At 68.0% G+C, this 15833-nt stretch carries 15 protein-coding genes, 1 tRNA gene and 1 pseudogene; 6 read left to right on the plus strand and 11 right to left on the minus strand.

Annotated elements, in window-relative coordinates:
- Window positions 1–70 precede the first annotated feature (70 nt).
- The 3 genes from HVO_RS18060 to HVO_RS18070 all read left to right on the plus strand — a co-directional run bounded on the left by HVO_RS18060 (window position 71) and on the right by HVO_RS18070 (window position 5052).
- Entirely contained in the window at window positions 71–1084 is a 1014-nt protein-coding gene (locus HVO_RS18060; RefSeq protein ID WP_004043011.1) for an ABC transporter permease, read from the plus strand.
- Window positions 1081–2205: an ABC transporter permease gene (locus HVO_RS18065; RefSeq protein ID WP_004043012.1), complete on the plus strand. Its 1125-nt coding sequence runs from the start codon at window positions 1081–1083 to the stop codon at window positions 2203–2205. Before HVO_RS18060 ends, HVO_RS18065 begins: the two co-directional genes overlap by 4 nt.
- A 90-nt stretch (window positions 2206–2295) precedes the next feature.
- Window positions 2296–5052, plus strand: coding sequence for an ATP-dependent helicase (locus tag HVO_RS18070; RefSeq protein ID WP_004043013.1), 2757 nt, complete (start codon window positions 2296–2298; stop codon window positions 5050–5052).
- Between the two features lie 32 nt (window positions 5053–5084).
- Here the strand turns inward: HVO_RS18070 and HVO_RS18075 are convergent, their stop codons facing one another.
- Window positions 5085–7739, minus strand: a complete 2655-nt coding sequence (locus tag HVO_RS18075; protein ID WP_004043014.1) for an AAA domain-containing protein — start codon at window positions 7737–7739, stop codon at window positions 5085–5087.
- Window positions 7740–7877: 138 nt separating this feature from the next.
- Here HVO_RS18075 and HVO_RS18080 point away from each other — a divergent pair.
- A pseudogene (locus HVO_RS18080) lies at window positions 7878–8455 on the plus strand (hypothetical protein).
- A 101-nt stretch (window positions 8456–8556) separates the two neighbouring features.
- Window positions 8557–8784, plus strand: a complete 228-nt coding sequence (locus tag HVO_RS18085; RefSeq protein ID WP_004043015.1) for a hypothetical protein — start codon at window positions 8557–8559, stop codon at window positions 8782–8784.
- Between the two features lie 11 nt (window positions 8785–8795).
- On the opposite strand, the gene HVO_RS18090 is transcribed toward HVO_RS18085, so the two are convergent.
- Window positions 8796–9758, minus strand: a complete 963-nt coding sequence (locus HVO_RS18090) for a zinc-dependent metalloprotease (RefSeq protein ID WP_004043016.1) — start codon at window positions 9756–9758, stop codon at window positions 8796–8798.
- A 111-nt stretch (window positions 9759–9869) separates the two neighbouring features.
- Between HVO_RS18090 and HVO_RS18095 the strand changes: the two genes are divergently transcribed.
- Window positions 9870–10685: a VOC family protein gene (locus HVO_RS18095; protein WP_004043017.1), complete on the plus strand. Its 816-nt coding sequence runs from the start codon at window positions 9870–9872 to the stop codon at window positions 10683–10685.
- Between the two features lie 56 nt (window positions 10686–10741).
- On the opposite strand, the gene HVO_RS18100 is transcribed toward HVO_RS18095, so the two are convergent.
- From HVO_RS18100 to HVO_RS18140, 9 genes are all read right to left on the minus strand, one after another.
- Window positions 10742–11902: an MBL fold metallo-hydrolase gene (locus tag HVO_RS18100; protein WP_004043018.1), complete on the minus strand. Its 1161-nt coding sequence runs from the start codon at window positions 11900–11902 to the stop codon at window positions 10742–10744.
- Between the two features lie 174 nt (window positions 11903–12076).
- Window positions 12077–12859: a 30S ribosomal protein S2 gene (rpsB, locus tag HVO_RS18105; RefSeq protein ID WP_004043019.1), complete on the minus strand. Its 783-nt coding sequence runs from the start codon at window positions 12857–12859 to the stop codon at window positions 12077–12079.
- Window positions 12856–14055, minus strand: a complete 1200-nt coding sequence (gene eno / locus HVO_RS18110; protein ID WP_004043020.1) for a phosphopyruvate hydratase — start codon at window positions 14053–14055, stop codon at window positions 12856–12858. Before eno ends, rpsB begins: the two co-directional genes overlap by 4 nt.
- 4 nt (window positions 14056–14059) lie before the next feature.
- Window positions 14060–14236 (minus strand): DNA-directed RNA polymerase subunit K, encoded by a 177-nt coding sequence (locus tag HVO_RS18115; RefSeq protein WP_004043021.1) that lies wholly within the window; start codon window positions 14234–14236, stop codon window positions 14060–14062.
- Window positions 14233–14427: a DNA-directed RNA polymerase subunit N gene (locus HVO_RS18120; protein WP_004043022.1), complete on the minus strand. Its 195-nt coding sequence runs from the start codon at window positions 14425–14427 to the stop codon at window positions 14233–14235. Before HVO_RS18120 ends, HVO_RS18115 begins: the two co-directional genes overlap by 4 nt.
- A gap of 12 nt (window positions 14428–14439) precedes the next feature.
- Window positions 14440–14838 (minus strand): 30S ribosomal protein S9, encoded by a 399-nt coding sequence (locus HVO_RS18125; protein WP_004043023.1) that lies wholly within the window; start codon window positions 14836–14838, stop codon window positions 14440–14442.
- Window positions 14832–15269 carry a 50S ribosomal protein L13 gene (locus HVO_RS18130; protein WP_004043024.1) on the minus strand — a complete coding sequence of 146 codons (438 nt, stop codon included), beginning with the start codon at window positions 15267–15269 and terminating at the stop codon, window positions 14832–14834. Before HVO_RS18130 ends, HVO_RS18125 begins: the two co-directional genes overlap by 7 nt.
- Window positions 15266–15616: a 50S ribosomal protein L18e gene (locus tag HVO_RS18135; protein WP_004043025.1), complete on the minus strand. Its 351-nt coding sequence runs from the start codon at window positions 15614–15616 to the stop codon at window positions 15266–15268. The genes HVO_RS18130 and HVO_RS18135 overlap by 4 nt, the downstream gene beginning before the upstream one ends.
- A 26-nt stretch (window positions 15617–15642) precedes the next feature.
- A tRNA-Leu gene (locus tag HVO_RS18140) sits at window positions 15643–15727 on the minus strand.
- Window positions 15728–15833 lie beyond the last annotated feature (106 nt).

Below are 15833 nucleotides of genomic sequence, written 5' to 3' on the forward strand. Positions count from 1 at the left end.
GCCGAGATACCACGGCGGCGGCGTTAGTCCTTGTGCTCGCGTGAACGAGTCAACGAGAATGAAAATATTGATGGTAGACATGATTCTTGTCGTGGGTGAGATTGTGTCCCGCATTCGCACCTTCCTCTCGCACGGTATTTTCGCCGTCGTCGCGGTCTACGCGGTGGTGACGCTCGCATTCGTCGTCATCGCGCTCACCCCGGACCCCGGCGAGGCCGCGCTCGCGCACAGCCTCGTCCGACAGGGCCGCGGCGACCAACTCGAAGCGAAACTCCGCGCCTACCGCGCCGCCCGTAACCTCGACGTACCCGTCACGACACGGTACGCGCGCTGGCTGGTCGATATCACCGTCCTCGACTGGGGGCGTTCGTTCGCGACCGGGCGCTCGGTGCTGTCGATGGTCCGCGAAGGGCTGGCGTACACGCTCTCGTACGTCGTCCCCGGCGTCGTCGTCGGCACGGCCGGCGGCATCTGGGCCGGCCTGTCGACCGCCCGCGACTCGGCGTCGAACGCCGGCCGCGGCCTATCGGTCCTCTCGTACGCCGCCTTCGGCGTCCCGAGTTTCTGGCTGGCGGCCGTCTTCTTCGTCACCGTCGCTCCGAAGCTCTCGTGGTTCCCCGACCGCCTGCCGACGACCGGTCCCTTCTCTCCCGAGGTACTGTTGTTCCTCGCCCCCGCGGCCGTCATCGTCGCGGTGAACGTCTTCGCCGGCCAACTCCGGTACGCCCGGACGAAGGGAAGCGAGTACTTCCAGTCCGACTTCGTGCGACAGCACCGCGCCGTCGGCGTGAGTCGCCGGAAAGTCATGTGGTACGTCCTCCGGGTAGCCGCGGTCCCGCTGCTCGCGGTGTCGCTCGCGGACCTCATCGCCATTCTCGTCGTCAACGTGTTCGTCGTCGAGTACGTGTTCAACGTCCCCGGCGTCGGTTTCCTCACCTATCAGGCCGTCCTCGACCGCGACATGCCCGTGGTCCTCGGGATGACGATGGTCGTCGCGCTCGCGGGCATCGGTGCCAACTTCCTCCAAGAAGTCGCGAACACGCTCCTCGACCCGCGAATCGGCGACGGCGGGGGCGCGCCATGAGCGACACCGCCACCGGGAGCGCGACCCGCGGCCGCACCGAGAGCCGCGACCTGATGCCGGTCGTCGTCGCCGTCGGCCTGCTCGCGTTCGCGGCGCTGGCGTGGTACTCGTCCGCGTTGGACCCCCTGCCGTTCGTCGGCGACCTCCGCCGCATCGACCTGCTTTTCGTCCCCGCGTTGTTCCTCCTGTGCGCCTACGGCGTCGCCCCGCTCGTCGCCGAGCCCAAGCGGGCGAAGCCCATGGTGAACCACGCGCGAGAGCGACCGTTGGTTGCGTTCAGCCTGCTGTGGGTCGGCCTGTTCGTCGTCGTCGGACTGGTCGCGCCCGCGTTCATCGACCTGTCGTACGACCTCGACGCGACCAACCAACCGCCCGTGTACGCGACGGTCGCGAGCACGTTCACCGACGACTGCCTCGGCACCCTCGCGGCCGGCCGGTGTTCCGGGACGTGGGCCCACCCCCTCGGAACGACCGGCATCGGCCGCGACGTGCTGACGCTCGTCCTGTTCGGGATGCGCGAGGCGCTGACGTTCGCGACCATCGTCGCGGCACTCATCGTCCCCGTCGCCACGACCGTCGGCGTCGTCGCGGGCTACCGAGGCGGGCTGACCGACAGCCTCCTGATGCGCGTCGTGGACGTACAGCAGACGCTCCCCGCGTTCGTCATCTACGTCATCGCCAGCTTCCTCGCCGGCGAGAGCCAGTTCCTCCTCGTCGCCGTCTTCGGCCTGACGAGTTGGGGGAGCGTCGCGCGCATCGTCCGCAACGAGACGGTCCACCTGAAGGCGAGCGACAGCGTCACCGCGGCCACCGTCGTCGGCGCGGGCACGCTCCACGTTCTCCGGCGACACATCCTGCCGAAGCTCTCCGGACCCATCGCCACCGCCGTCACGCGACAGATTCCGACGCTCCTGCTCGTAGAGGCGGCGCTGTCGTACATGGAACTGACCGTCGTCACCTCCGGGTCGTGGGGGCGGACGATTAAGACCGGGATGGCCGAGTTCCCGCGGGCGTGGTGGATATCCGCCGCTCCGGTCGTCGCGCTCTGCGTGACGGTCGTCGCGTTCAGCGTCCTCGGCGACAGCCTCCGAACCGTCGTGGACCCGCGACTCGACGACTGACGGGGGACAGCCCCTTCGGGCGCGGCGTCGGCTCCGACCACCGCGGGCACAGGCACAACCCTCATACCCGCGCAGGCTAACCCCGAGGTAATGACCCGGCGCGGCCGCTCGCTTCTCGCGTCGAGAGGCGGCGACTACGAGTTCGACCCCGAGTCGGTGACGGTCGCCGACGAGGACGTACTCGACCTGTTGGAGCCCGCCGTCCAGGAGTGGTGGGTCGACCGGTTCGGGGAGTTCGTCCCCGGCAACGGCGGCTTTTTCACTCCACCCCAGCGCGGAGCCATCCCGCGCATCCACGACGGCGACAACGCCCTCATCTGCGCGCCGACGGGGTCGGGCAAGACGCTCGCCTCCTTCACGGCCATCATCAACGAGCTGTTCCGCCGGGAGCGCGAATCCCCCGACGGCCTCGACAACTCGGTGTACTGCCTCTACGTCTCGCCGCTGAAGTCGCTCGCCAACGACATCCACCGGAACCTGACCGAGCCGCTGTCGGGCATCGCCGACATCGCCGCCGACCGCGGCGGGACCGTGGACATCAGACACGCCATCCGGCACGGCGACACCTCCTCGGCGGACCGCCAGAAGATGCTCTCGGAGACGCCGCACATCCTCAACACGACGCCCGAGACGCTGGCGATTCTGCTCAACTCACCGAAGTTCAAAGAGAAGCTCCGAACCGTCGAGTACGTCGTCGTCGACGAGATTCACAGCCTCGCGGAGAACAAACGCGGCACCCACCTGTCGGTGTCGCTGGAGCGACTGGAGGACCTCGCCACGTCGTCGCCGACGCGCATCGGCTGTTCGGCCACCGTCGAACCGCTCGACACGGTCGCGGAGTTTCTCGTCGGCCGCGAGGACGGCGAGCCCCGCGACTACGAACTCGTGGACACGCGGTTCGTCCGCGACTTCGACGTGCGACTGGAGTGTCCGACAGACGACCTGATTCGGACGCCCCGAAGCGAGGTCCAGAGCCGGTTTTACGACCGCCTGCACGACCTCGTCGCCTCGCACACGAACACGCTCGTGTTCACCAACACGCGGTCGGGCGCGGAGCGCGTCCTCCACAACCTCCGCGAAGGGTTCGACGACATCGACGAGTCGAACTCCGGCTGTCACCACGGGAGCCTCTCGAAAGAGCGCAGACAGGAGATAGAATCGAAGCTGAAGGCGGGCGAGTTACGCGTCGTCACCACCTCCACGAGCCTCGAACTCGGCATCGACATGCCCCACATCGACCTCGTGGTGCAGGTCGGCTCGCCCAAGTCGGTCGCCGCGCTCCTCCAGCGGGTCGGCCGCGCGGGCCACCAGCTCGGCCAGACGGTCGAGGGTCGCGTCATCGCTCTCGACAGAGACGAACTCGTCGAGTGCGCGGTGATGCTCTCGAAGGCCGAGTCGGGCTTCGTCGACCGGGTGTTCATCCCCGAGAACGCCTTCGACGTGGCCGCCCAGCAGGTGTACGGGATGGCAATCAACGCGATTCGCCCCGAGTCGGAACTCCGCGAGACGCTCCGGCGGGCCTACCCGTACCGGAACTTCTCGGACGACGACTTCGAGCGCCTGTTCCGCTATCTCACCGCCGACTACGACGGCCTCGAAGACAAGAACGTCTACGCGAAAATCTGGCGGGACACCAACGACCCGCCGGACGGCGAACACCACTACGAGGGGTACCCCGTGGGCGAACCCCTCATCGGCAAACGCGGCCGGATGGCCCGCGTCATCTACATGACCAACATCGGCACGATTCCCGACTCCTTCACCTGCGACGTGCTGGTCCGCGGGGCCGACCAGTGGGTCGGCACGCTCGACGAGGGCTACCTCGACACGCTGGAGAAAGGCGACGTGTTCGTCCTCGGCGGCGACCACTTCGCCTACCGCTACCGCCGCGGGTCGAAGGTGTACGTGGACCGCACCTCACAGCGGCCGACGGTCCCCTCGTGGTTCTCCGAGCGCCTGCCGCTTTCGTACGACCTCGGCCGCGAACTCGCGGCGTTTCAGGCCGACCTCGTCGACCGACTCGACGCCGGCGGCGCGCCCGCCGTCAGGTCGTGGCTCCGGGAGTTCCCGCTCGACGAGAACAGCGTCCGCGCCGTCACCCGGATGTTCGACGAGCAGGTCAGATACGCCGGCCCCGAGAGCGTGGCGACGCCCGACAGGCTCGTCGTGGAGACCGAACTCGACCGCGAGGCCTACCGCCGACAGTTCTACGTCCACTGCACCTACGGCCGGCGGTTCAACGACGGCCTCTCGCGGCTCCTCGCGTACCACGCGGCCCGCCGGACGAACGCGAACGTGCAGGTCGCCGTCGCCGACAACGGCTTCTCGCTGTCGATGCCGCTCAACCGCAAAGTCGACCTCGTGGGCGTCCTCCGCGACCTCGACCCCGAGGCAGTCGAAGCCGACCTCCGGGCCGCCCTCGACGGGACCGACCTCCTGAAGCGCTACTTCCGCATCGACGCGACGCGCTCGCTCATGATTCTCAAGCGCTACAAGGGCTACGAGAAGTCCGCCGCCCAACAGCAGGTCTCCTCCGAGATGCTGCTGTCGTTCGCGCAGGACCTCGACGAGTTCGCCGTGATGGAGGAGACCTACCGCGAGATTCTCGAAGACAAACTGAACCTCGCCGCCATCGAGGACGCGATAGCGGCGATTCGGGCGGGCGACGTGGACGTGGTCGGCCAGCAGGTCTCGTCGCCGACGCCGCGGGCGTTCGGGCTCGCCACGCTGACCGCGAGCGACGTGGTTCTCGCCGAAGACGAGAGCGCGGCGCTCCGGGAGTTCCACGAGCGCGTCAAGGCCGAAATCAACGACGGCGAATCCGACCTCGGCATCGACGTGGAGTGAGACGCCCTCCAGTCGGACAGCCGCGGAGACGCCTACCGCCGCGCCCACGCGAGCATCCGGTCGTAGAACGGGTCGGATTCGAGCGCGTCGGCGTCACCGACGAGACACAGCGCCTTCTTCGCCCGCGTCAGCGCGACGTTGATGCGGCGGTGGTCCTCGAACAGCGGGCCGTCCAACTCGCCGGTGGCGACGAACGAGACGACGATGACCTCCTTCGAGGAGCCCTGGAATCGGTCGACCGTGTCGACGGTGGCGTCGGTTCGGCGGGAGATTTCCGCGACCTGCGCCCGGAACGGAGCGATGACGCCGATGTCGTCGGCGTCGACGCCGGCGGCCTCGTAGGCGGCGACGACCTCGGCCACGCGGTCGGCCTCCGTGGGGTTGGTGTTGCCGACGCGCCGGCCGTCCGGGTCGACGAAGGCGACTTGGTCCGCGAGTTCGGCGGGGAGGTCCGCGGTGTCGACGCCGAGGTCTCGGAGGTGCTGGGCGGCGACCGCGCCCGTCGCCGGGCGGAGCGCGCCGTCGTAGAACTCCCTCGAGGCAAAGGCCTGAATCCGCTGGGACATGCGGTACTGGCGGTCGAGCATGACCGAGGCGTCGGGGTACGTCTCGATGAGTCGCTGGAACAGCGATGTCTGGAGGTCGTTTTCGGCGCGGACGACCGGCGGAAGCTGTTTGTGGTCGCCGACGAGGACGAACCGGTCTGCGAGGTTGACCGCGGCGAGCGTCCCCGGTTCGGTTATCTGCGACGCCTCGTCGACGAGCGCCGCGTCGAACGACTGCTCGCGCATCACGCGCGACCCGCAGGAGGCGGTGGTCGCGGCGACGACCGGCGCGTTACGGAGGGCGGCGGCGAGCGCGTTCGGGTCGCCGCTCCGGGAGAGGCGCACGTCCTGCATGTCCTCTCGGACGCCCGATTCGGTGCCGACGCGGACGATATTCTCGAATCCCTGGTCGCGCAGGGCTTCGAGCGCGTTGTCGACCGCGCGGTTCGTGAAGGCCGACAGCAGGACGCGGTTGCCGTCCTCGACGAGCGCGCGGATGGTCCGGGCGATGGTGTGGGTCTTGCCCGTCCCCGGCGGCCCGTGGATGAGCGCGAGGTCGTCGGCGTCGACCGCGAGGCGCACCGCGTCGTCTTGGGCGTCGTTGTTGTCGATGAACGTGCGGCCCGCAGAGCGGTCCGAAAAGTCGGGGTCGCGGCGGCCGAACAGCACGTCCTTGCGGTCGGGCGAGCCCTTGAGCACCGCGTCGTGGAGGGCGGTGAGCAGGCGGTCGACGGTGAGTTCGGACGGGTACACGTCGAGGCGGCGGAGCGGCACGGGTTCGTCGGTCGTGACGACCACCTCGTCGCCGAGTTCGACGATGCGCGCGAGTTCGGCGTGCCCCTCGACGGGGTGGCCGTCGCTGGCGAGCGCCACGTCGCCGGCGCGGAGCTTCGACACCGCGTCGTCGGTCTGCTTCGCCCGGAGTTCCCACGTGCCGTCGGGGCGCTCGGTCTGGCCGATGGGTTCGAGGCCGATGAGCGCCCGGTCGTCGTCGGCGCGCTCCTCGGCGCTCTGGTCCCAGAGCTTTCGATACTCCTTGTGGACCGACCGGCGCTCCTCTTCGACGGCGCGGTAGAAGCGGTCGAAGTAGTCGCGTTCGTCCTCGGGGACCGGCTTCCCGACTGCGCCGGCTTTCGACTCCTGGTCGAGCCTGCCGGAGACGACCATGCAGGTGTCTTTCTCGAAGCAGTACTCGCACTTTGAGTTCACCTCGTAGCCGGTCGGCACCGACACGTCGTGTTCCATCGCCGCGATTTCGTTGCGGGTGCGGACGACGAATTCGAGCAGGCCGCGGCCGATGGAGAAGTCCTTCGCCGGCGAGAGGTCGCCGGACTCCTCGGTGCGGTCGAGCGTCGTGTTCTTCGTGTAGAGGAGCGTCCCCGTGTCGACCGGGAAGCCCCGCTCTTCGAGGATGAGCGCGTAGGAGGCGGCCTGAATCTTGTCCTGAAACCGCGGGTCGCGGTTGAGGTTCTTGCCGGTCTTGAGTTCGACGGGCGACCCCCGGCGGAGGGCGTCGGCGCGGCCTTTGATGCCGAACGTCGGTGAGATGAGGGTGTACTCCGAGCGCCACTCGTCTTCGTCGGTGAGGACGCCCTGCGAGAGCCACCCCTCGATGGCGGCGGCGTTGCGGCGCACCTCGTCCGCGACTTCGTCTACCTCGCGGCCGAGCAGGCCGAGTTCGAGGCCGCGCTCGTCGATGCGCTCGTCGATGGACGAGTCGAGGTCGCGGCCGCGGAGGAGGTCGCCGAACACGTCGTGGACGATGGTCCCCTTCACCACCGGGTAGTTCAGCGGGATGCCCGAGAGCTTGTTCAGGTAGTACATCCGCGAGCACTGCACCCACGAGCGGACGTCGGTCACGTCGACGAGGAAGTCGGGTTCGACGACGACGAACGACTCGGAGCCCGTCGAGTACGTCGTCTCGCCGCGGTACTCCGACTCCTCGGCGTCGGTGACGAGGATGTCCATGCCCGGCTCGGCGTGTTCGGCGGCGTGGGTCCACTTCCCCCAGAGGGTGACGGTGACTGGCTCTCCGGTCCCGCGCTCGGGGCGGAGCGTCACCTCCGCCAGCGAGCGCTCGCCGTACTTCGTTTCGACGTCGCGCGGCTCGCCGACCTCGACGAGCGGACCGCGAAGGTTCACGTCGAAACCGTCGGTGAGGCGCGGGCAAATAGCCGTCGGTGGAACCCGGGGACCGGACGTGCGCCCGCGACGGGGCGGGGCGCACCCGAACCCCCCGCGACCGTCACGCTCTTTCTCTCCCGCGCGGTACGCACATCCATGCGCGTCAGAGATTGGCAGGACATCCTCTCGGAGGTCGTCGACGCGGGCCGCGACCGCGACCCCGACGCGTGGCGGGCCGTCGCGGGGAATCGCCGCCGGAGCCTCGGCGAGGACCTCTTTCTCGCCCACCCGACGCCGGCGTCTACCAGCTGAAGACGTACGCGAAGAACCCCTACGAGGTCCGCGGCGTCGGCGCTCGCGTCGCCCGCCGCATCGACGACGACCTCGACCCGCTGTTCCCGCGTCGGCGCGACGACGGCGACGGCGAGGCCACCCCCGGCCGGTTCGCCGTCCAGAACCCGCCCGAAGACGAGTCGCAGGCCGAGTCGATGGCGCGGCGGCTCGAAGAGACCGTGAAGGTCCACGCCGACGCGCCGACCACCGCCGACGACTTCTTCACCGACGTGATGGAGGCGCTCGACAGTCCGGCGTTCGGCCCGATGGACTACGAGTTCGACGCCCGGCCCGACCGCCTCGACGACCTCTCAGAGGAGTTCACGGACGCCGACGAACTGCTCTCGTCGGACCTCGACGACCTCATCGAGTCCGACGGCGTCGACCGCGGCTTCCAGTGAGAACCTCGGTTTCAAACCCTCGGCATCCAATACACGGATATGGACGATAGGCTCGGCGGGCGGTCGCGACACTCCCCGCACGGCGCGACTTCGGAGGGACGATGGTCGGTTCGAGCATGAGCGACGAGGAGACGCGACTCGCCAACAACCGACTCAAAATCGGCTTCATCCTGCTGGTCGGCGCGTCGGCCGCGCTCGTCGCCGTGCAGGCCGGGGCGACGCTCGTTCAGGCCGCAGTCGCGCTGCTCTGTGGGGTGGTCATCGGGGGGCTCCTCACGTGGTATCTGCGGCGGTGGAGCCGCGAGTTCACCGCGGTGAACCGCCGGTAGCGACGCCGCCCTCAGGGCGACACCCGGGCGACCCATCGCTCGGGCGCGTCCAGTTCCGCGTCGGTCGGTAAGTTCTCCGGATGGTCCCACACCCGCGACGCGGCGGCGACGCCGCGCTCGTCGGCGACGTGCTCGAAGAAGCGAGCGCCGCGTTCGTACTGCCGGCGCTTGAGGCCGAGTCCGAGGAGCCGACGCGCGAGTTTGGCGACCGGGCCGCCGCCCTGCCGACGCTCGTCGAGCTTCCGGCGGAGGTCCTCGTAGTCGTCGTCGAACGCCCGGTCCATCAGCAGTTCCGCGTAGCCCTCGACGGCGGTCATCGTCGTGTCGAGTTCGCGGAAGGCGTCGCGGTCGAGGCCGCCGTCGACGAGGGCGTCGACCCCGCGTTGCATCCGCGATTCGAGATGCGTCGAGAGCCACGGGGCCGCACCGAACTCCGCGGCGTGCGACACCTCGTGGAAGGCAATCCAGCGGCGGAACCGCGGGTAGTCCACGTCGAGGCTGTCGGCGACCCGGCGGATGTTCGGGTGGACGAAGTACAGTCCGTGGTCGTCGTCGCCGTCGGCGAGGAGCAGCGGGTCGTACTGGCCGAGGACGTTGTTGCCGAGAAACGAGAGGACGAAGGCGAACGACCCGGTGTTGACGGCGCGCGTGAACCCGGGGAGCACGGTGGGGCCGTGTTCCTCGAACGGGACCATCACCCGGCGGAACGTCGCCACGTTCGCGTCTATCCAGTGGTGTCGGTTCTGGACTTCGACGACCTCGGGCACGTCGAACTCCACCTCGGCGACGGCCGCGAGGCGGTCGCGCGCGTCGCGAACGTCTGCCGCGTAGCCCGCGCGCTCGGCGTCCGTGAGGTCGAGCGAACCGGGGTCGGTCGCGGACTTCGCGGCCTCGGCGACGGCGTCCCAGTCGATGGTTCCGGAGCCGGTTGCCGAAGCGTCCGCGACCGCTCTGACGCTCCGAAAGAGGTTCATACCGTATCGTGGTGGGCCGGACGCAAAACGCTTCGGTCGGGGGAGTCTGACCCGCTAACTCGCAGACAGGACCGCCCCTAAGCACTATACCGAGTCGAACGTGGAAGGCGTATGGACCGAACCATCGACCACGTCGCGTTCGGTGGGACCGAACTGTACGAACTCCGGGCGGCCGCGAACGAGGTCGGACTGACGCCGACGTACGGCGGCGAACACGGGACCGGGACGACCCACATGGCCGTCGTGCCGTTCCCCGACGGGTCGTACCTCGAACTCATCGCGCCGACGCTCGGGACCGACGCCACGGACGCCGGCTTCTGGCCCGACTATCTCGCTGCCGACGTCGGCCCCGCGGCGTGGTGTCTGGAGACCGACGACGCCGCCAGCGTCAAGACCGCCATCGACGCCGGCCTCCCCGTCGACGGCCCCCACGAGGCCTCTCGCGCCCGACCGGACGGCCGCCTCGTCGAGTGGGACATGTGTTTCGAGGGGTCGGACCAGCGACTCCCCTTTTTCATTCACGACCGCACTCCGCGGGGCTACCGCGTCCCGGAGGCCGCGCCGAACGCGTCGCTTCGCGGCCTCCAGACCGTCGTCGTCGCCACCCGCGACCGCGAGGCGACCGCGGCGCTGTTCGCCCGGCGACACCGGTACCCCTCTCCGGTCGATATCAACGGCCCGTTTCCCGAGTTCGCCACGCTTCCGGGCACGCCGCTCGCCCTGTGCGAACCCGGCGACGGCGCGCTCGACGCGCGCATCGACGAGGTCGGTGAGGGGCCGTGTGCGTTCCTCGTCGGCGTCACCGACCCCGACCGCGCGCGCACCGCGCTGTCGCTCGGTCCCGAGATTCGATACAGCGACCGGCGCATGGCGTGGTTCGACCACGACCTGTTCGACGGTCGGTTAGGCGCGGTCGAACTGTCCTGAACCGACCGATTCCGTCCTGAAAACCTCGAATCACCGACCGATGCCGGACGGTCGGCTCAGGCGGCGCAGTTGTTCGGTCCGAGTTCGAGTTCGGTCGCCTCCTCCTCGCCGCCGACCGAGGCCCGCCCGGTGTTGATGTCGATGACGCGCTCGTAGTTCGCGGGCTTCTCGGGCGTGTCCTCGGTGACGCGGGCGACGAACGCCGACACGTCCATCGACAGCAAGTCGAGTCCCTCGCGCAGGTCGCCGAGCGGCGCGCTCACGAGTTCGCCCGGCGCGGCGACGCCGTAGCGCCCGTCCGCCCCGACGGAGACGTGGCCGGGGAGGACGCGCGTCTCGTCGGGCAGCGACAACAGCGTGTCGTGAAGCGTCTCGTAGAGGAGTTCCGCCCCCGTCGCGGCGTCCGAATCACCGAACTGGAGTTCCGTCCGGCCGACCGACTCGACGAACAGCGTGTCGCCGGTGAGGAGGAACCGGCCGTCGACGAGGTAGTTCGTCATGTCCGAGGTGTGCCCCGGCGCGTGCATCGCCTCGATATCGTAGTCGCCGACGGCCAGCGTCTCGCCGTCGTCCAGCGCGGTGAACTCGTGGGCCACGTCGCGGTCGGTCGCCTCCGCCCCGAGGTAGTACGGCACGTCGAGGCGGTCGGCGAGCGCCCGCCCCCCGGAGACGTGGTCGGCGTGGACGTGCGTGTCGAGCACACCAGCGACCGTCATCCCGGCGTCGGCGGCGACGAGTTCGAACTCGTGAATCTGCCGGGTGGCGTCCACGACGACCGCCTCGCGGGCCGACCGCGAGCCGACGACGTAGCCGAGACAGCCCTTTGCGCGGCGCTGGACCTGCGCGACGAACAGATCGTCGTCGCCGGTGTCGAGTTCGACTACCTCGTACAGCTTGCTCCAGTCTTCCATGCCGCCTTTGACGACCTCCACGTCGTCGTAGCCGCGTTCGGCCAGTCCGAACCCGAATGACGTCGAAGACAGCCCTTTCCCGCAGATGGCGACGACCGGCCCCTCACGGACGAGGTCGCCGACGCGGTCCCAGTCCCAGTCGCCGCCGAGCCCGTCGACGGGGTGGAAAGGGACGTTGACCGCGCCCTCGATGTGCCACGACTCGAAGCTCTCGGGCGGCCGCGTGTCGACCACGGTGAACGACTCTCCCGCGTCCACCCTGTCTGCGAGTTCGCCCACGGTGAGCTGGTGAAGGAGTTTGCTCATGTGTTTAGCTATGGGAACGGCGCACAAAACCGTTTGTGGCGGATGCGGGGCCGCGGTCTCGCGTGACGTCGACTCGACTCGCGTCGGCGGCGTCGTGGCTGCACCGAACTGAGCGACAGCGCCGCCGCTCACCGGGCGAGTGTCAGAAAAGTCGAATCGGAAGGTCGTCCCGAACTACAGTTCGGCCTCGAAGTCTTCGAGGGCGTAGACGGTGTCGGAGCCGCGGCGGTCGAGCGTCTCGTTGGCCAGCAGCCAGTAGACGACCGACAGCGCGCGTCGACCCTTGTTGTTCGTTGGGACGACGAGGTCGACGTTCGACGTCTGGTTGTTGGAGTCGCACATCGCGATGACCGGGATGCCGACCGTGATGGCCTCCTTGACGGCCTGCGCGTCACCAATCGGGTCGGTGACGACGACCACGTCGGGTTCGATGTAGCCGGCGTAGTCCGGGTTCGTCAGTGTACCCGGAATGAAGCGGCCCGTGCGGGCGCGAGCGCCGACGGCGTCGGCGAACTTCTCGGCCGGGAAGCGACCGTACTGGCGGGAGGACGTGACCAGAATCTGCTCCGGACTGTAATTCGCGAGGAAGTCCGCGGCGGTGCGGATTCGCGAGTCAGTCTGGCTGACGTCGAGCACGTAGAGCCCGTCGTCGCGGACACGGTGGATGAACCGGACCATGTCCTTGGTCTTCTGCTGGGTACCGATGTGGACACCGGCGGCCAGGTAGTCCTCGACCGGGATGAGCAGGTCGGCGTCTTCGTCGGGCATAACGTCCTCGTCGAAGGCCGGTTCCGGCTCTGCTTCTTCGGCCTCGGCGGCGTCGTCGGCCGCCTCGGCGGTCTCTGCTGTCTCGTCTTCGGTGGCGGCCTCGGCGGGTTCCGTCTCGGCGACCGCTTCGGTCTCCGTCTCGGGTTCCTCGTCGGCGACCTCCACCGCGTCGTTTTCGTTGTCGCTCATACTGCGTCGTCCGCGATGCGGATGAGTTCGTTCAGTTTGGCGGTTCGCTCGCCCTGCACCGTGCCAGTCTTGATGAACGGCGCGTCGGTTGCGACGGCGAGGTGTGCGATGGTCGCGTCTTCCGTCTCACCGGAGCGGTGAGAGATGACGGCGTCCATCCCGTTTCGGGAGGCCAGTTCGACGGCGTCGAACGCGTCGGTCAGCGTCCCGATCTGGTTCGGCTTGATGAGGATGGAGTTCGCGGCGCCCACGTCGATGCCGTCCTGCAGACGGTCGACGTTGGTGACGAACAGGTCGTCACCGCAGATGAGCGTGCGGTCGCCCACGCGCTCTGTGAGTTCCGCGAAGCCCTCGTAGTCGTTCTCGTCGAGGGGGTCTTCGACGTAGACGAGGTCGTACTCGTCGACCATCTCGGCGACGTAGTCGATCTGCTCGTCGGTCGTCTTCGTCTCGTCACCGTAGTGGTAGACGCCGTCTTCGAACATCTCCGAGGCGGCGATGTCGAGACCGAAGCCGATCTCGAAGCCGAGTTCGTCCTCGACGTCGGAGACCGCTTCGCCCATGATTTCGAACGCCTCGGCGTCGGAGACCGGCGGCGCCCACGCACCCTCGTCGCCCTTCGCGGCGGGCACGCCGCGCTCGTCGAGAATCTCGGACGCGCGGGCGTGGACCTTCGCGTTGGCGAAGACGGCTTCGGAGACGCTCGGCGCGCCGACCGGCGCGGCGAGGAACTCCTGGATGTTCGTCGCTTCTTTGGCGTGTTCACCGCCTCCGATGACGTTCCCGAGCGGCGTCGGGAAGTTGTCGCCGCGGAACGCGCCGCCGAGATGCTGGTACAGGGGCGCACCGAGCACGTCGGCACCGGCCTTGGCCGCCGCCATCGAGATGGCGACCGCGCTGTTCGCGCCGATTTCCGAGAAGTTCTCGGAACCGTCGGCGGCGCGGAGCGTCGCGTCGACCTCGCGCTGGTTGCCCGCGTGGACCTCGTCCACGAGTCGGGGAACCGCGTGTCGCCGCGCGGCGGCGATTGCTTCGGTCGGCGGCAGTTCGATTGCCTCGTACTCGCCGGTGGATGCCCCGCTCGGGGCCGCAGCGCGACCGAACCCACCGGATTCGGTGAGCACGTCGGCTTCGACCGTCGGGTTTCCACGGGAGTCGAGCACGCGGCGCAGAGCTACGGATGTGATTCGAGTCATGTTGTCACTTACCCTCTCGTTTGACGGTGAACGGAAGTACACCTGCGTCGTACTCCTCAGCGGCGATTAATATCGGTTCTGTCTGTTCCGAATCGACGAGAACCGGGGCCCCGTAGGAGACCTGCAGCGCTCGCGCGCCGAGGATGCGTGCCTTCTCGTATCGGTTGTACCGTTGCATCATTGGTAGGGGGATACGACGTCCACGAGGTCCTTGTGCGACACCATCATCCGCCGGCAGCAGGCACGCGTGACCCCGAGGTCGTCGAGGACCTCAGCGGGGTCCTCGTCTCCCTCGCGAGCACGGGCTTTGAACTCGTCCCAGTGTTCGCCGATCACTGTGCCGCAGGTGAAACACCGGACGGGAATCATCATGGTTAGATCACCTCAGCGGTAGGACTTCTGGTAACGAGCGCGCGCGCCCGGTCCGCCCCACTTCTTGGGTTCGGACTGGCGAACGTCGTTGACCAGAAGCGAGCGGTCGAACTCCATGTACGCGTCGCGAAGCTCCGCGTCGTTCAGGTACTGCACCAGCCCACGAGCGAGCGCGGTGCGGACTGCGTCGGCCTGACCGGCCACGCCGCCGCCGTTGACGCGCACGTCGATGTCGACCTGCGAGCGGAGGTCCTCGCCTGCGATGCGGAACGGCTCCAGCATCTTGAGGCGGGCCATCTCCGGCTCGACCAGCTCGACCGGCTGGGAGTTGATTCGGACTCGACCCTCGCCTTCGCGCACGGTGGCGCGGGCGATTGCGGTCTTCTTCTTACCAGACGTGTTCGTTACCATGTGACGTTAGCACCCAGCTTCTCGGAGACCTCTCCGAGCGAGATGAACTTGATGTTCGAAAGGCGGTCCAGCGAGGTGTCTTCGAGCATCTCGCCGTCTTCGCCGTACGGATTGCCGACGTAGACGCGGACGTTCGAGAGCGCCTCGCGGCCGCGGGGCTTCTTGTACGGAAGCATGCCGCGGATGGCACGCTTGAAGATGCGGTCGGGACGCTTCGGGTAGTACGGACCCTGGTCCGAACCGACTTCGACGCGCTTTCTGTACTTGGCCATCACGTCCTCTTCCGAGCCCGTGATGACGGCGTCTTCCGCGTTGACGACGGCGACCGTCTCGCCTGCGAGGGCGCGCTGTGCGACCTCCGAGGCGACGCGGCCGACGATGCAGTTTCGAGCGTCGACGACGACGTCTGCGTCGAATTCTGCGAGGCTCATCGGATCACCCGTACGTTGGACCCGTCGGGGTTCTGTTCAGCGAGTTGTTCTAGCGTCACGGTGTCGCCGACCTGCTCGATCTTCTTTCGAGCGGTGGACGAGAAGTCCACGGCCGCGACTGTGACGTTCTTCTGCAGCACACCGCTACCCAGCACCTTGCCGGGCACGACGACGGTCTCGTCTTCCTGAGCGTATCGTTCGATACGACCAAGGTTGACTTCCGCGTGGGTGCGCCGTGGCTTTTCGAGACGGTCCGCGACATCCTGCCAGACGTTGGCACCGGACTCACGCGAGACCGCCTTCAGCTCGGCGATGAGACTGTTGAGTCTCGGGTTCGTCTTACTCATTGTCTACCTCCAGAGAGAAAGCGGAGTGCAGGGAGCAGGATTTGAACCTGCGGACTCCTATGAGACAGCGCCCTGAACGCTGCGCCGTTGGCCAGACTTGGCTATCCCTGCAAGCATTCCGCTGTACTTCATGCCCCGTAAAAACACCTTCGGTCCGGCCCGCCGCCGTGAGGGAGTCACACGCCACGCTATCGGTGGTTGTGACCCCTCGTGGGGC

This window comes from Haloferax volcanii DS2, assembly GCF_000025685.1.
In the GTDB taxonomy this organism is placed as follows: Archaea; Halobacteriota; Halobacteria; order Halobacteriales; family Haloferacaceae; genus Haloferax; species Haloferax volcanii.

What these genes read in the sequence shown, in the direction of transcription:
- HVO_RS18130 (WP_004043024.1), bottom strand. Translation starts at nt 15,269, where the DNA reads ATGAGCCTCGCAGAATTCGACGCAGACGTCGTCGTCGACGCTCGAAAC.
- HVO_RS18085 (WP_004043015.1), top strand. Translation starts at nt 8,557, where the DNA reads ATGGTCGGTTCGAGCATGAGCGACGAGGAGACGCGACTCGCCAACAAC.
- HVO_RS18120 (WP_004043022.1), bottom strand. Translation starts at nt 14,427, where the DNA reads ATGATGATTCCCGTCCGGTGTTTCACCTGCGGCACAGTGATCGGCGAA.
- HVO_RS18070 (WP_004043013.1), top strand. Translation starts at nt 2,296, where the DNA reads ATGACCCGGCGCGGCCGCTCGCTTCTCGCGTCGAGAGGCGGCGACTAC.
- HVO_RS18065 (WP_004043012.1), top strand. Translation starts at nt 1,081, where the DNA reads ATGAGCGACACCGCCACCGGGAGCGCGACCCGCGGCCGCACCGAGAGC.
- HVO_RS18135 (WP_004043025.1), bottom strand. Translation starts at nt 15,616, where the DNA reads ATGAGTAAGACGAACCCGAGACTCAACAGTCTCATCGCCGAGCTGAAG.
- HVO_RS18095 (WP_004043017.1), top strand. Translation starts at nt 9,870, where the DNA reads ATGGACCGAACCATCGACCACGTCGCGTTCGGTGGGACCGAACTGTAC.
- HVO_RS18115 (WP_004043021.1), bottom strand. Translation starts at nt 14,236, where the DNA reads ATGATGCAACGGTACAACCGATACGAGAAGGCACGCATCCTCGGCGCG.
- HVO_RS18090 (WP_004043016.1), bottom strand. Translation starts at nt 9,758, where the DNA reads ATGAACCTCTTTCGGAGCGTCAGAGCGGTCGCGGACGCTTCGGCAACC.
- eno (WP_004043020.1), bottom strand. Translation starts at nt 14,055, where the DNA reads ATGACTCGAATCACATCCGTAGCTCTGCGCCGCGTGCTCGACTCCCGT.
- rpsB (WP_004043019.1), bottom strand. Translation starts at nt 12,859, where the DNA reads ATGAGCGACAACGAAAACGACGCGGTGGAGGTCGCCGACGAGGAACCC.
- HVO_RS18100 (WP_004043018.1), bottom strand. Translation starts at nt 11,902, where the DNA reads ATGAGCAAACTCCTTCACCAGCTCACCGTGGGCGAACTCGCAGACAGG.
- HVO_RS18060 (WP_004043011.1), top strand. Translation starts at nt 71, where the DNA reads ATGGTAGACATGATTCTTGTCGTGGGTGAGATTGTGTCCCGCATTCGC.
- HVO_RS18125 (WP_004043023.1), bottom strand. Translation starts at nt 14,838, where the DNA reads ATGGTAACGAACACGTCTGGTAAGAAGAAGACCGCAATCGCCCGCGCC.